This is a genomic window from Flavobacterium cheongpyeongense, from assembly GCF_003202435.1.
Classification (GTDB): Bacteria; Bacteroidota; Bacteroidia; order Flavobacteriales; family Flavobacteriaceae; genus Flavobacterium; species Flavobacterium cheongpyeongense.
Genome location: NZ_QJHK01000003.1, coordinates 223,806 through 238,125 on the forward strand (window position 1 = coordinate 223,806; position 14,320 = coordinate 238,125).

Annotated in this window: 14 protein-coding genes; 11 read left to right on the forward strand and 3 right to left on the reverse strand. The window is 34.6% G+C overall.

Annotation, left to right across the window (positions count from 1 at the left end):
* Window positions 1-5 precede the first annotated feature (5 nt).
* The 3 genes from DMB65_RS05055 to DMB65_RS05065 form a co-directional block, all read right to left on the reverse strand.
* Window positions 6-1,421: a SusD/RagB family nutrient-binding outer membrane lipoprotein gene (locus tag DMB65_RS05055; RefSeq protein ID WP_230470609.1), complete on the reverse strand. Its 1,416-nt coding sequence runs from the start codon at window positions 1,419-1,421 to the stop codon at window positions 6-8.
* Window positions 1,422-1,454: 33 nt separating this feature from the next.
* On the reverse strand, window positions 1,455-4,715 hold the full coding sequence (locus tag DMB65_RS05060; protein WP_110305589.1) for a SusC/RagA family TonB-linked outer membrane protein: 3,261 nt from the start codon (window positions 4,713-4,715) through the stop codon (window positions 1,455-1,457).
* Between the two features lie 84 nt (window positions 4,716-4,799).
* Window positions 4,800-6,503, reverse strand: coding sequence for a BamA/TamA family outer membrane protein (locus DMB65_RS05065; RefSeq protein ID WP_230470610.1), 1,704 nt, complete (start codon window positions 6,501-6,503; stop codon window positions 4,800-4,802).
* Window positions 6,504-6,685: 182 nt separating this feature from the next.
* Here DMB65_RS05065 and rpsL point away from each other — a divergent pair, with 182 nt between their 5' ends.
* The 11 genes from rpsL to rpsC all read left to right on the forward strand — a co-directional run bounded on the left by rpsL (window position 6,686) and on the right by rpsC (window position 14,304).
* The gene (gene rpsL, locus DMB65_RS05070; protein WP_007136570.1) at window positions 6,686-7,069 is read left to right on the forward strand and encodes a 30S ribosomal protein S12; all 384 of its coding nucleotides are present in this window, start codon (window positions 6,686-6,688) and stop codon (window positions 7,067-7,069) included.
* 22 nt (window positions 7,070-7,091) lie between these two features.
* Window positions 7,092-7,568, forward strand: coding sequence for a 30S ribosomal protein S7 (gene rpsG, locus DMB65_RS05075; RefSeq protein ID WP_017495022.1), 477 nt, complete (start codon window positions 7,092-7,094; stop codon window positions 7,566-7,568).
* Between the two features lie 10 nt (window positions 7,569-7,578).
* On the forward strand, window positions 7,579-9,735 hold the full coding sequence (gene fusA, locus DMB65_RS05080) for an elongation factor G (RefSeq protein ID WP_110305591.1): 2,157 nt from the start codon (window positions 7,579-7,581) through the stop codon (window positions 9,733-9,735).
* A gap of 11 nt (window positions 9,736-9,746) precedes the next feature.
* A complete protein-coding gene (gene rpsJ, locus DMB65_RS05085; protein WP_007803605.1) occupies window positions 9,747-10,052 on the forward strand; it encodes a 30S ribosomal protein S10 in 306 nt (101 codons plus the stop codon).
* 401 nt (window positions 10,053-10,453) lie between these two features.
* Complete coding sequence (gene rplC, locus DMB65_RS05090) at window positions 10,454-11,071, forward strand: 50S ribosomal protein L3 (RefSeq protein ID WP_110305592.1); 618 nt, start codon at window positions 10,454-10,456, stop codon at window positions 11,069-11,071.
* Window positions 11,071-11,700 carry a 50S ribosomal protein L4 gene (gene rplD / locus DMB65_RS05095; protein WP_110305593.1) on the forward strand — a complete coding sequence of 210 codons (630 nt, stop codon included), beginning with the start codon at window positions 11,071-11,073 and terminating at the stop codon, window positions 11,698-11,700. The genes rplC and rplD overlap by 1 nt, the downstream gene beginning before the upstream one ends.
* A 7-nt stretch (window positions 11,701-11,707) precedes the next feature.
* Window positions 11,708-11,998: a 50S ribosomal protein L23 gene (rplW, locus tag DMB65_RS05100; RefSeq protein WP_017495018.1), complete on the forward strand. Its 291-nt coding sequence runs from the start codon at window positions 11,708-11,710 to the stop codon at window positions 11,996-11,998.
* Window positions 11,999-12,007: 9 nt separating this feature from the next.
* Window positions 12,008-12,832 (forward strand): 50S ribosomal protein L2, encoded by an 825-nt coding sequence (rplB, locus tag DMB65_RS05105; protein WP_008464287.1) that lies wholly within the window; start codon window positions 12,008-12,010, stop codon window positions 12,830-12,832.
* 6 nt (window positions 12,833-12,838) lie between these two features.
* Window positions 12,839-13,117, forward strand: coding sequence for a 30S ribosomal protein S19 (gene rpsS / locus DMB65_RS05110; protein ID WP_031456039.1), 279 nt, complete (start codon window positions 12,839-12,841; stop codon window positions 13,115-13,117).
* 6 nt (window positions 13,118-13,123) lie between these two features.
* Window positions 13,124-13,537, forward strand: coding sequence for a 50S ribosomal protein L22 (rplV, locus tag DMB65_RS05115; protein WP_007803631.1), 414 nt, complete (start codon window positions 13,124-13,126; stop codon window positions 13,535-13,537).
* Between the two features lie 5 nt (window positions 13,538-13,542).
* Window positions 13,543-14,304, forward strand: a complete 762-nt coding sequence (gene rpsC, locus DMB65_RS05120) for a 30S ribosomal protein S3 (RefSeq protein WP_007803635.1) — start codon at window positions 13,543-13,545, stop codon at window positions 14,302-14,304.
* Window positions 14,305-14,320 lie beyond the last annotated feature (16 nt).

The following is a 14,320-nucleotide window of genomic DNA, read 5'->3' on the forward strand; positions in this document are numbered from 1 at the left end:
TTATATTAATATTTATCCCAGAAGATTTTAACTGTAAGACCATCTCCTCCAATAGCTGTTATTGCAGCCTCAACATTTGTTGCATTAAGGGTCTGTTCTCTAGCAGGGTATGAATATCTTGTTGGAACAGCTGTTAAATCGTTATATGGGTTAAGTGATGGTAATAAATTAGGATAATCTAATCTTCTGTAAGAAGTCCATGATTCAAAACCTCTGTTATATAAAGCGATCCACGCTTGTTCACCAATGCTTTTTTTCCAGTTAGCAGGATTATATTCAACAGATGACTGTTCTAAGTATGAATTAATATCACCAGATGCAACACCCCATTCTTTCATAGAAGCTGTAATTGCTGCATTGTAGTGATCAACAGCAGTACCGCCTACACTAATTCCTCTTGCTGCTGCTTCTGCTAATAAAAATTCAACTTCACTATAACTTAAAAGGGTTCCCGGAAAATCTTTCTTTGTAATTTCAGCATTCACATGAGAATAGCTTGCATAACTATTTGTAGCTCCAATAGTTCCTCCAATATATGAGCCGCCTACCGTAGTCATATATTTTGGTCTTCTAGGGTCATTCAAAGAATTCATTGCATCAACAAAAGTTTTACCAATAACATAATCATTTCGACCACTAGCTACTAAATCATTGTAGATTGGATTTACATTGTTAGCTTCAGCAGCTACATAATGAATTAATGCATTATCTGCATTACTTGTTAAGATTCCTTGTGCTACAGCTTCTGAAACTTGAGTTGAAGCATAGGTGTGATCTGTGTCATCCATATTGATTGCAAGTCTTAATTTTAAAGAGTTTGCAAATTTTTTCCAACTAGCAGCATCTCCTTCATAATATAAATCAGCTGTACCAAAACTTTCTTCAGAAGCTGTAATTGCAGCTGAAGCGGCAGTTAACCTAGAAATTAAATCTCTATAGATTGTTTGTGCATCATCATATTTAGGTTGTGGATGACCAATAATGTCTAAAGCTTCACTATAAGGGATGTTTCCAAAAGTATCAACTAAAACGCTATAACTATATACAGACATTATTTCTAAAATTGCCTTTTTATTGTTTAAGATAGCAATCTCCTTCGTTGTTGCGGGAGTTTCTTGATCAAGTAATTTTTTACACTCTAAAAAGTCTCTTAGAACATCTCTATAAATAATTCCCCAATGTGAATTTGGGATATTTCTAGTAGTAATGTTATACTGAGTTTCATCTAAATAGGTTGTTTCTGTCCATTGTTGAGTAAATAATCTGAACACGTTTAAGTTAACTGATGTATTAACCATTTGATCTGACATAGCTTTTTGTGCATTTGTAAAAAGGTATTCAGATTTGGTCGTAGTGGGGTTCTTTGTATCTTCATTTAGTCCTGTAATATCATCTGTACATGATGATATAGTCACAGCCATAAATGTTAAAAATAATGCTATCTTTTTCATGTTTTAGAATTTAAATGTTAGGTTACAACCAATATTTCTAGTCGTTGGTAATGATCCTACTGAGTAAGCATTTGATAAGTTTCCAGCACTCAATCCACTTTCTGGATCCGCATCCGGAAGGTTTTTGTCTATTATCCATAGGTTAGAGCCTACTATGCTAACACTCATACCAGTAAGTTTCATTTTTGAAACTAAATCAGTTGGTAAGTTATATGTGATGTTTACTTCTCTTAATTTGATGAAAGAAGCATCATAAACAAACGCTTTAGCTGGATTTCTTGCATATCCTCCCATGCTACCAAATGCCTGTGGACTAGCAGTTCTAATAGTATTTGGTGTTCCGTCAGCCTGTACACCGTCTAAAATTACACCACCACCATTAGCGATAGTATTTCTAACGGGATATCCAAGATCGTTAAGACCGGCAGAAGCTTCATATAAACCAGTCGCTTGTCCGTAGTATTGATCAAGAGAGAAAATATCTCCCCCTTTTTGCATATCTATTAAGATTCCAAGAGAAAGATTTTTGTATGAAAATTTATTTCTGATACCTCCAACCCAGTCTGGAGTTATATTACCAATATTGTTATTTACACTTGTATTCATAACATAACGACCTGAAGCATTAACTACTCTTTTACCGTCCAAGTAAGTGTAATCAGTTCCTTTGATAACACCGTAAGACTCTCCAACTACTCCGTTAATTGTTACACCTCCTTGGTAGCTTCCCAATTGTAATACATCTAATCCGTCAGCTAAACTAAGAACTTTATTTTCGTTTTTAGACCAGTTTACAAAGATGTCCCATGTAAAATCTTTCAATTTTACAGGAGTTAAGTTAAACTGAACCTCAATACCTTTGTTTTCGATCCTACCAGCATTAACATATTGTGCATTGTGTCCAGTTGATGTAGCATAATCTACAGGGAAAATTTGTTTATCACTTATTGTTTTATAAAGTGCTACATCGAAACCAATTCTACGTTTCAAAAATTGCATTTCTAAACCAACCTCTTCTGTTTTTGAGAAAACAGGTTGTAAGTACGGGTTGTTTTTAGTACTTGCTACAGAATACATTTGATTTCCATCAAATGGATCGTTTTTAGTATAAGTATCGATAATTGCCTGTGTTGGAGAACCAAGTGGGCTTTCAGCGTAACTACCTCTTAATTTTCCAAAAGTTAACCAGTCAGCATTTACGTGTTTTGTAAATACATAACTTGCAGATATAGATTTTGTTCCTAAAACATTATCATTTGCAGGTAATGTTGAGAAAGCATCTCTTCTGTATGTTCCATCTAAGAAAATGAAATCATCATAGCCAAAAGAAACAGAAGCATAATAACTGTTTACGCCACTATTAGTTTCGTTTTCAATAGGGAAAGGCACAGAGTTTACAGAGTTAGTTAATGCATAAATACCAGGGATAATTAGGCCTCCTTCAGTAGAAGCTAATATAGAAGTGTTTCTAATTCTGTTTACAGTTCCTCCAGCAATACCATTAAATGTAAATTTCTCACTAAAGTTCTTTTTGAAAGTCAAGAAGAAATCATAGTTTTGTTCAGAATAATTCCTGTTGTATCTTTGATATCCAGAGCTAACTTCGTTTCTGTTGATACCAAATTCAGAAGCAACTGATCCATCTGCTCTTCTTTCTTCACGTAAATCTGAATATGAGTCTGTAGATATTCTTCCAGTAGCAGTTAACCAGTCAGTTATAACATAATCGAGTTTAGCATAACCATTGAAACGATTTCTTTCATCGTTTTGATAGTTTTTATATCTTGTGAAGTAAGGGTTGTCCCAGTATATTGGTTTTAAATTATCTGGATCAGACCAGTTCCAGGTTACGTTTTGACCACCTGATCTTTCAAAAACTTGTTTTAATTCTTTTACATCTACGTTTGTTTGCCACCATTGACGGAAACTAGACATAATGTTATCGTTATAACCAGTTGAGTTTCTACCTACTGTTTTATTAGCGATATAGTTTGCATAGCTAGAAAAAGTTAATCTATCTGTGAATTTATGGTTTAATTTAACACTTAAACTGTTTTTCTTTAATTCACTGTTAGGCATAATACCATTTTGAATATAGTTGTTGAAATTAACTACAATATTCGATTTTTCATTCCCATCTTCAAATGAGATTGAGTTATTGAAAGTTGTTGGGGTTTCGAAGAAAGTTGTTGGGTCATTTTTCGCAGCTGTCCAAGGAGTCGCTTTCCCATAACTGTCCGAATATGGTGTAAAAGCATTCCAGTTATAAACCATTTTATTAGAATCGAACGCAGCTCCCCATGATGCGTCTTCAGAAGTAGGTACTACTAAGTCTTCTGTTCCGTCCCCATCAATATCTCTGTATAAGAAATATCCTGATGGATCTTCGTAGCCAGGCCCATAACCAGCTCCGTATTTGTTTTGGTATTTAGGGAAAGTTGATTTATCAATTTTACCTGTTACAAATTCACTAGAAACAGTAATACCGATTCCTTTTTTTGCTTTACCTTTTTTTGTTGTAATCATAACAACTCCATTACCAGCTTGATATCCGTATAGCGCAGAAGCTGCTGCACCTTTTAAGATGTTTACGTTTTCTATATCATCAGGATTGATGTCCATTGCAGAGTTTCCGTAGTCATAAGTTGTACCTCTACCAGTTGATTGACTTCCTTGATTTGAGTTTGTTGTTACGTTGTTGATAGGCACACCATCAATAACTATTAACATTTGGTTACTACCTGTTAAGTTTTTAACACCTCTTGAAACAATGCTTGTTGAACCTCCAAAATTGTTGTTTCTTTTGATTTGAACACCGGCAGCTTGTCCAGATAGCTCATTGATGAAGTTACCACTAGAGGGCCCAGCAGTTAAATCAGCTCCTTTTACTTCCTGAGTAGCATAACCAAGAGATTTTTTCTCTCTTTTAATACCTAAAGCTGTTGTTACAACAACACCTTCAAGTTCTTGTGCGTCTCCGGCTAATTTCACATTGATGTTAGCTGAAGTTGCAGTTATTTCCTGCGTTTTCATCCCAATGTAGCTAAAAACCAAGACTTGATTTGGTGATGCTTTGATAGAGAATTTACCATCAAAGTCAGTTTGTGTCCCTACTTTAGTCCCTTTAATCAATACACTGACACCTGGTAATGGCATGCCTGAATTGTCAGAAACTGAGCCAGAAACAGCTCTTTCTTGCGCAAAAGTTAGTTGCGCCACTAGTACTAATAGAAGTACTAAGAATCCATTGAACTTTAGTTTCATTTTTAAATATTTTGAATTAGTATCGCAAAACTCTTAATAATTTGTTAACTATCCTAATAAATAAAAATGTTTTTTCGGTAAACATCAAAATTTAACATTATAACATATGTTTATGATAGTGTTATATAATTTTAAATTCTGACCACTTAAAACACTATTTGTAAGGTTAATCCTTAATGGTCCGTTTGTTGTTTGTATCGTTGTTCCAGCGCCAATTCCTGTTAATTTGTCTATTTTGTTTTTATTTATACTTCTTGTCAGGTCTTGATATATTCCATAATCAAGAATTGAATTTATATATAAATTTTTAGAAACAATATATCTGTATTCTGTAAGAATGGATGAAAAAAAATTTCCTTGCAAACTATTTTCTAAAAATCCTCTTATTGAATTTATTCCGCCAAAACGAAATAATTCATTAACGATGTAATTATCGCTCTTAAGATAAAAATTCTGTAAATTTATGTTAATGAAATTTTTCTCATTTAGTTCAAAATTATAGGAGAAGTTTAAATTTGTGTAAAATTGATTACTGGAAGTGGCAGTTTCGGGTTGGTTGTTTGTGTTTCTTTTTCCAAAACCAAATACTAAGCTAGTATTAGCTTTTTTGGGGAACAAATAATTAACAGCGTCTGTTTTTGTGTAATCAAAGGTTGAAGTTATAAAGGTGTTTTTGAAATCGCTTATAGTTGTGTTGTTTGTGTTTTGGATATCACTTGATTCTGTTGACTGATATCCTAAATATAATTTTGAATTATATTTGATGTAATAACCTAAGTCGATTGCTGTTTTTGTATTTTGAAAGGTGCTGTCCTGTTTGAATATGTTTAATTGAGCTTTAATTCCAAGTGGTGACTTGAAAATATATGGAATTTCTAATTTTGTATTAAAGGTTTTTTGCTGGTTTCCATCGCTTTTCCAATACAAGGAAAATTGTTCGCCCGCTTTAAGTGTGTTTTGCAATGTCACATCTATATAACCATTCAGGTTTAATTTTTTGTTTTCATCATTAGAAAATCCTATGTATCCGTCAAAGGTATTTGCTTTCCTTTTTTCAATATAAACATAAATTTTTGTTGAATCATTTGTGAATAATATTTCTGGGTATTTTGTCTGATTTATAAAACCGAAATTATTTATATCCTTATAAAGTTCTTTGATTATTTTTTGGTTAAATGTTTTACTGATGTATGTTTTATGGAGTTGTTTTAAGTGCCCTTTCGGAAAATAATCCTTGCGATTGTTATTTGTGTAATTTATGATAATGGAATTAACATTTCTTTTTTTTTCGGAATTAAAATTTAAGTCGGCATATATTATGGAATTCTTTGTTTGGATATTTTCTAGTTTTAGTTTACTTAGTGCAAATCCTTGTCTTTCGGCATCAATAATTATTTGATTCATGAAGTTTTCAGTTTCTTTATATGGGATAATTACAGTGTCGTTTTTTGTTTTGTATGAGTCGAAAAATGAATTATTTCTACCTATATATATATAGGTGTATTTTATTTTACTTCCAAGTGAAAGTTTGTATGTATAAGTTGAGTCGTTTTCATTTTGATTTTCAACGGTTTTTACATCTAAGTACCCTTTTTTGTATAGCTTTTCTATGCTTGAAATAGATTCATCAATAACAGATTTAGTGTTTAAGTGTTTTTTAGTATAATTTAATGAGTCTATGATTGCGTTTTCTATTTTATTTGTACCGCTAATTTTTAAATTAAAATTTTGGCCATAGCCAAAAATGCTTATTAGGAGGAAAGTGATTATTTGTAATAACTGTTTCAAGAGCAATTGTTTGATTTATTAAAAGTATTGCAAATATCTATTATTTGTTTGTAAAAGTTTAAGGTTAAATAATGTTATTGAAAATTAATGGTTTAACGTTTGTATAGTGGAAATTATTTTATACATTTGCAACCCCGTAAAAAGCGGGGATTTAATAAACATAATAATTTTTAGTATTAATTATGCCAACAATTCAACAATTAGTAAGAACAGGAAGAACTCAGATCACTAAGAAGAGTAAATCGGTTGCTTTAGATTCTTGTCCTCAAAGAAGAGGGGTTTGTACGCGTGTTTACACTACTACACCAAAAAAACCAAACTCTGCAATGCGTAAAGTTGCGCGTGTACGTTTGACAAATGGTAATGAGGTGAATGCTTACATCCCTGGAGAAGGACATAATCTACAAGAGCACTCGATAGTATTAGTGCGAGGTGGAAGGGTAAAAGATTTACCAGGTGTTAGATATCATATCGTTCGTGGAGCGCTTGACACGTCAGGAGTTGCAGGAAGAACGCAAAGAAGATCTAAGTACGGTGCTAAACGCCCAAAAGAAGCAAAAAAGTAATTTAAACTTTTAAGAAAAAGACATGAGAAAAAGAGCGGCAAAGAAAAGACCACTTTTACCAGATCCAAGGTTTAATGACCAACTGGTAACGCGTTTTGTAAACAACTTAATGTGGGACGGTAAGAAATCTACAGCTTTCAAAGTATTTTATGATGCAATTGACATCATCGAATCTAAAAAGCAAAATGATGAGAAAACTTCATTAGAAATCTGGAAAGATGCTTTAACAAACGTTATGCCTCACGTAGAAGTGCGTAGTCGTAGAGTAGGTGGTGCTACATTCCAAATTCCAATGCAGATTCGTCCGGATAGAAAAATTTCTATGGCAATGAAGTGGTTGATACTTTATTCCAGAAGAAGAAATGAAAAATCTATGGCACAACGTTTGGCGTCAGAATGTTTAGCTGCGGCTAAAGAAGAAGGTGCTGCGGTTAAGAAAAGAATGGATACTCACAAAATGGCAGAAGCTAACAAAGCATTCTCTCACTTTAGATTTTAATTCGTAAGAAATGGCTAGAGATTTAAAATATACAAGAAATATCGGAATTGCTGCTCATATTGATGCTGGTAAAACAACAACAACTGAGCGTATTCTTTTTTACACTGGAAAGTCACACAAAATTGGTGAGGTTCATGATGGTGCTGCAACAATGGACTGGATGGCGCAAGAGCAGGAAAGAGGTATCACAATTACTTCTGCAGCTACAACTTGTACTTGGAACTTTCCAACTGAACAAGGTAAGGTTTTACCAGAATCATTGCCATACCATTTTAATATTATTGATACTCCTGGACACGTTGACTTTACTGTAGAGGTAAATCGTTCTTTACGTGTACTTGATGGGTTGGTTTTTTTATTTAGTGCTGTTGATGGTGTTGAGCCGCAATCAGAAACTAACTGGAGATTAGCAGATCAATATAGGGTTCCACGTATGGGATTCGTAAATAAAATGGATCGTCAGGGTGCAAACTTTTTAGGAGTATGCGGACAGGTTAAAGATATGTTGAAGTCGAATGCGGTTGCAATTACTTTGCCTATTGGTGATGAAGCTGATTTTAAAGGTATTGTTGACTTAGTTAAAAATCAGGCTATTGTATGGCATGATGAAACACAGGGTGCTACTTTTGATATCGTTGATATTCCTGCTGATATGGTTGATGAGGTTAGACAATATCGTTCTATTCTTATTGAAGAAATTGCTACTTACGATGAAAATCTTTTAGATAAGTATATGGAGGATGAGAACTCTATTACTGAAGAGGAGATTAACAATGCATTGAGAGCTGCTACAATTGACATGGCAATCATTCCTATGCTTGCAGGTTCTTCTTTTAAAAACAAAGGAGTTCAATTTATGTTAGATGCAGTTTGTAAATATTTACCATCTCCTTTAGATAAAGAAGGTATCGAGGGTATTCATCCTGATGATGCTGATTTGTTGGAAGAAGATCAAACTAAAATCTTGCGTAAACCAGATGTAAAAGAGCCGTTTGCTGCTTTGGCATTTAAAATTGCTACTGATCCATTCGTAGGTCGTTTAGCTTTCTTTCGTGCTTATTCTGGACGTTTAGATGCGGGTTCTTATGTTTTAAATACTCGTTCTGGTAACAAAGAGAGAATTTCTCGTATCTATCAAATGCATGCTAATAAACAAAATCCAATCGAATTTATTGAGGCTGGAGATATTGGAGCGGCTGTAGGATTTAAAGATATCAAAACAGGGGATACATTATGTGATGAAAAAAATCCAATTATCTTGGAGTCTATGAAATTCCCGGATCCTGTAATTGGTATCGCTATTGAGCCTAAAACTAAAGCTGACGTAGATAAAATGGGTATGGCTTTGGCTAAATTGGCTGAAGAGGATCCAACTTTTACGGTTAGAACAGATGAAGCTTCAGGTCAAACTATTATTTCAGGTATGGGTGAGCTTCACTTGGATATCTTGGTTGATAGAATGAAGCGTGAATTCAAAGTTGAGGTAAACCAAGGTGAGCCTCAGGTTGAGTACAAAGAAGCATTTACAAGATCTGCAACACACAGAGAAACTTATAAAAAACAATCTGGAGGTCGTGGTAAATTTGGTGATATCGTGTTTACAATTGAGCCTGCAGATGAAGTTGATGGTAAAGTTCCAGTTGGATTACAGTTTATTAATGCTGTAAAAGGTGGTAACGTTCCTAAAGAATATATCCCTGCTGTAGAAAAAGGATTTAGAGAAGCTATGAAAACTGGTCCATTGGCAGGATATGCTGTAGATAGTTTGAAAGTGACTTTAACTGATGGATCTTTCCATCCTGTGGATTCTGATGCATTGTCTTTTGAGTTAGCTGCAAGAATGGGTTATAAAGAATCTGGTCGTGCTGCTGGAGCTGTTATTCTGGAGCCAATCATGAAAATCGAAGTAATTACTCCAGAAGAAAACATGGGGGATATTGTAGGTGACTTGAACCGTCGTAGAGGTCAGGTTAATGATATGGGTGACAGAAACGGAGCTAAAACTATCAAAGCTGATGTGCCGTTATCTGAAATGTTTGGTTATGTTACAACATTAAGAACATTGTCTTCAGGTAGAGCTACTTCAACAATGGAGTTTTCTCACTATGCAGAAACGCCTTCTAATATTTCAGAAGCGGTAATTAAAAAAGCAAAAGGTAACGCTTAATTCTTAAGAAAATGAGTCAAAAAATTAGAATAAAACTAAAATCTTACGATCACATGTTGGTGGATAAATCTGCTGAAAAGATCGTAAAAACGGTAAAAACTACTGGTGCAGTTGTAACAGGTCCAATTCCGTTGCCAACTCACAAAAAACTTTTCACTGTGTTGCGTTCTCCTCACGTTAACAAAAAAGCGAGAGAGCAATTTGAAGTAATGTCATACAAGAGATTGATTGATATTTATTCGTCTTCATCTAAAACTATTGATGCATTGATGAAACTTGAATTGCCAAGTGGAGTTGAAGTGGAGATAAAAGTATAATTTTTTATATTTTTTTTTCATATAAAAAGCGAGTCATGAATGGCTCGCTTTTTTGTTTTTAAAATGCTGTTTTTGTGTTTTGTTTGCTGTGTTTTTGTTGGGCTTTTGTTTTTAAGTTTTTATGTGATCCTTTGTTTTAGGGTAATTCGGGTGTTTTTGTTGGGCTTTTATTAATTAATCATTAAGGTTAAATGTTTTTAAATTTAAAATAAGTTTTTAAGATATTGAGTGATAAAAGTTGTTTTTGATGTCGGTTTGAAGCTTGGATTTTGATAATGAGCAATTTAATTTTTGTAACTGTTTGGTATATTCAAATTTAATATCTACTTTTGCACTCCCTGTTTGAAAATTTCTGTTATTTTTAAATTGAAGGGAATTTTAGTAATTAATAATTAATATTTATGTCTGGGTTAATTGGTAAAAAAATCGGCATGACTAGCATTTTCGACGAAAACGGGAAAAACATTCCTTGTACAGTAATCGAGGCTGGGCCGTGTGTTGTTACCCAAGTCAGAACCAAAGGTGTTGACGGGTACGAAGCGTTGCAACTAGGTTTCGATGACAAAAACGAGAAACATTCCACTAAAGCTGCTTTAGGGCACTTTAAAAAAGCTGGAACTGTTGCTAAGAAAAAAGTCGTTGAATTCCAAGATTTTGCAACTGAACAAAAATTAGGAGATCTTATTGATGTTTCTATTTTTGTTGAAGGAGAATTTGTAGATGTACAGGGTGTGTCTAAAGGTAAAGGTTTTCAGGGTGTTGTAAAGCGTCACGGTTTTGGTGGTGTTGGTCAGGCAACTCATGGGCAACATAACCGTTTAAGAGCGCCAGGTTCTGTGGGAGCTTCTTCATATCCATCTAGAGTATTCAAAGGAATGCGTATGGCTGGAAGAATGGGAGGAGATAATGTAAAAGTACAAAACCTTAGAGTTTTAAAAGTAGTTGCTGAAAAGAACCTGCTTGTTATTAAAGGATGTGTTCCTGGACATAAAAACTCTTACGTAATCATTCAGAAGTAATGGAAGTAAAAGTATTAGATTTCAACGGAAAAGATACTGGAAGAAAAGTTCAACTTTCTGATTCAGTATTCGCAATTGAACCAAACAATCACGCAGTTTATCTTGATGTTAAGCAATATCTTGCTAATCAAAGACAAGGGACTCATAAAGCTAAAGAAAGAGCTGAAGTAACTGGTAGTACGCGTAAGATTAAGAAACAAAAAGGAACTGGTACGGCTCGAGCGGGAAGTATTAAGAATCCATTGTTCAAAGGTGGTGGAACTATTTTTGGGCCAAGACCAAGGAGTTATTCATTTAAATTGAATAAAGGCTTGAAGAGATTGGCTAGAAAGTCAGCTTTCTCAATCAAAGCAAAAGAATCGAATGTTATCGTTCTTGAGGACTTTAATTTTGAAACGCCAAACACTAAAAATTTCATTAACGTTTTGAAAGCTTTAGGGTTAGAGAATAAAAAATCCTTATTTGTGTTGGGAGAGTCAAATAAAAATGTATATTTGTCGTCACGCAATTTAAAGGCTTCAAATGTCGTAACTAGCTCAGAATTAAGCACTTACGCAATCTTAAACGCTAATAATTTAGTGCTTTTAGAAGGTTCTTTGGAGTTAATTGAAGAAAATTTAAGTAAATAATAGGAATATGAGCATTATTATCAGACCTATAGTAACAGAAAAAGTAACCAAAGAAAGTGAAGTTTTAAACCGCTTCGGATTCGTAGTTGATAAAAAAGCAAATAAAGTTCAAATTAAGAAAGCTGTTGAAGCTGCTTATGGAGTAACTATTGTTTCAGTTAATACGATGAATGTAAGACCGGACAGAACTACAAAATACACTAAAAGTGGTTTAATCAGTGGAAAGACAAATGCAATTAAAAAAGCAATTGTTCAAGTACAAGAAGGAGAAACAATTGATTTTTACAACAATATCTAAGATAGAAAAATGTCAGTAAGAAAATTAAAACCTATTACCCCAGGTCAGCGATTTAGAGTTGTGAATGGTTATGACGCCATTACAACTGATAAGCCGGAACGCTCTTTGATAGCGCCGATAAAAAACTCTGGAGGTAGAAATAGTCAAGGAAAGATGACCATGCGTTATACGGGTGGTGGTCACAAGCAGAGATATCGTATTATTGATTTCAAAAGAACTAAAGACGGAATTCCGGCTACTGTGAAATCAATTGAATATGATCCAAATCGTACTGCATTTATCGCTTTATTAGCTTATGCTGATGGAGAGAAAACTTATATTATCGCTCAAAACGGATTGAAAGTTGGTCAGAAATTAGTTTCTGGTCCAGAATCTCAACCAGAGATTGGTAATACTTTACCTTTAAGCAGAATTCCTCTTGGAACTGTTATATCTTGTATTGAGTTGCGTCCAGGACAAGGAGCGGTTATTGCTCGTTCAGCTGGAACTTTTGCTCAGTTAATGGCAAGAGACGGGAAATATGCAACAATTAAAATGCCATCTGGTGAAACAAGATTGATCTTGTTAACTTGTTCGGCTACAATTGGGGCTGTTTCTAATTCTGACCACCAATTAGTAGTATCTGGAAAAGCAGGTAGAACAAGATGGTTAGGAAGAAGACCTAGAACTAGACCGGTAGCGATGAACCCAGTTGATCACCCTATGGGAGGTGGTGAAGGACGTTCTTCTGGAGGGCATCCACGTTCAAGAAACGGATTGCCAGCTAAAGGTTACAGAACTCGTTCTAAGAAAAACCCGAGTAACAAGTATATCGTAGAACGTAGAAAGAAATAATAAGATATGGCACGTTCATTAAAAAAAGGACCTTTCGTTCATTATAAATTAGACAAGAAAGTTCAGGAAAACATTGAAAGCGGAAAAAATGGAGTAGTAAAGACTTGGTCTAGAGCTTCCATGATTACTCCAGACTTTGTTGGGCAAACTATCGCAGTTCATAACGGTCGTCAATTTGTACCGGTTTACGTAACAGAAAACATGGTAGGTCACAAATTAGGAGAGTTTTCACCAACTAGATCTTTTAGAGGTCATGCTGGAGCAAAAAATAAAGGTAAAAAATAAGAAGCAATGGGAGTTCGTAAAAGAGAAACAGCAGATGCGAGAAAAGAGGCTAATAAGTCTATTGCTTTCGCAAAATTGAATAACTGCCCTACTTCACCTAGAAAAATGCGCTTAGTAGCGGACTTGGTAAGAGGTCAGAAGGTAGAAAGAGCACTTAACATCTTAAGATTCAGTTCTAAAGAAGCTTCAAGAAAATTAGAAAAACTATTATTATCTGCAATCAACAACTGGGAGCAAAAAAATAGTGAAGGTAATTTAGAAGAGGCTGGATTATTTGTTAAAGAGATCAGAGTAGATGGTGGAATGATGTTGAAAAGACTTCGTCCAGCTCCACAAGGTCGTGCACACAGAATAAGAAAACGTTCTAACCACGTTACAATCGTGCTTGGAGCTATCAATAACACACAAAGCAATTCTTAAGCAGCATGGGACAAAAGACAAATCCAATTGGAAATAGACTTGGTATCATCAGAGGGTGGGACTCAAACTGGTATGGTGGAAATGATTACGGTGATAAACTTGCCGAAGATCACAAAATCAGAAAGTATATCCACGCTCGTTTATCAAAAGCTAGTGTATCAAAAGTAATCATCGAGAGAACTTTGAAACTTGTAACCGTTACTATCACTACTGCAAGACCTGGTATCATTATCGGAAAAGGCGGACAAGAGGTAGACAAGTTAAAAGAAGAACTTAAGAAAGTTACTGACAAAGAGGTTCAAATCAACATCTTTGAAATTAAAAGACCTGAATTAGATGCTTATCTTGTGGCGACAAGCATCGCTCGTCAAATCGAAAGCCGTATCTCTTACAGACGTGCAATCAAAATGGCTATTGCTGCCTCTATGCGTATGAACGCTGAAGGTATCAAAGTTTTGATTTCTGGTCGTTTGAATGGTGCTGAGATGGCGCGTTCAGAAGGTTTCAAAGAAGGTAGAATTCCTCTATCAACTTTCAGAGCTGATATTGATTATGCTTTGGCTGAAGCTCATACTACTTATGGTAGAATGGGTATCAAAGTATGGATCATGAAAGGTGAAGTTTATGGAAAGAGAGATCTTTCTCCACTTGCAGGAATGGATAAAAAACAATCTGGAACTGGTGGTGGTAAAGGTGGCGATTCTCCAAGAGGAGATAGAAAACCTTTTAATAAAGGTGGAAAACCAGACGCTCGTAAAAGAAAGTAAATTTTTAAACTAAAGA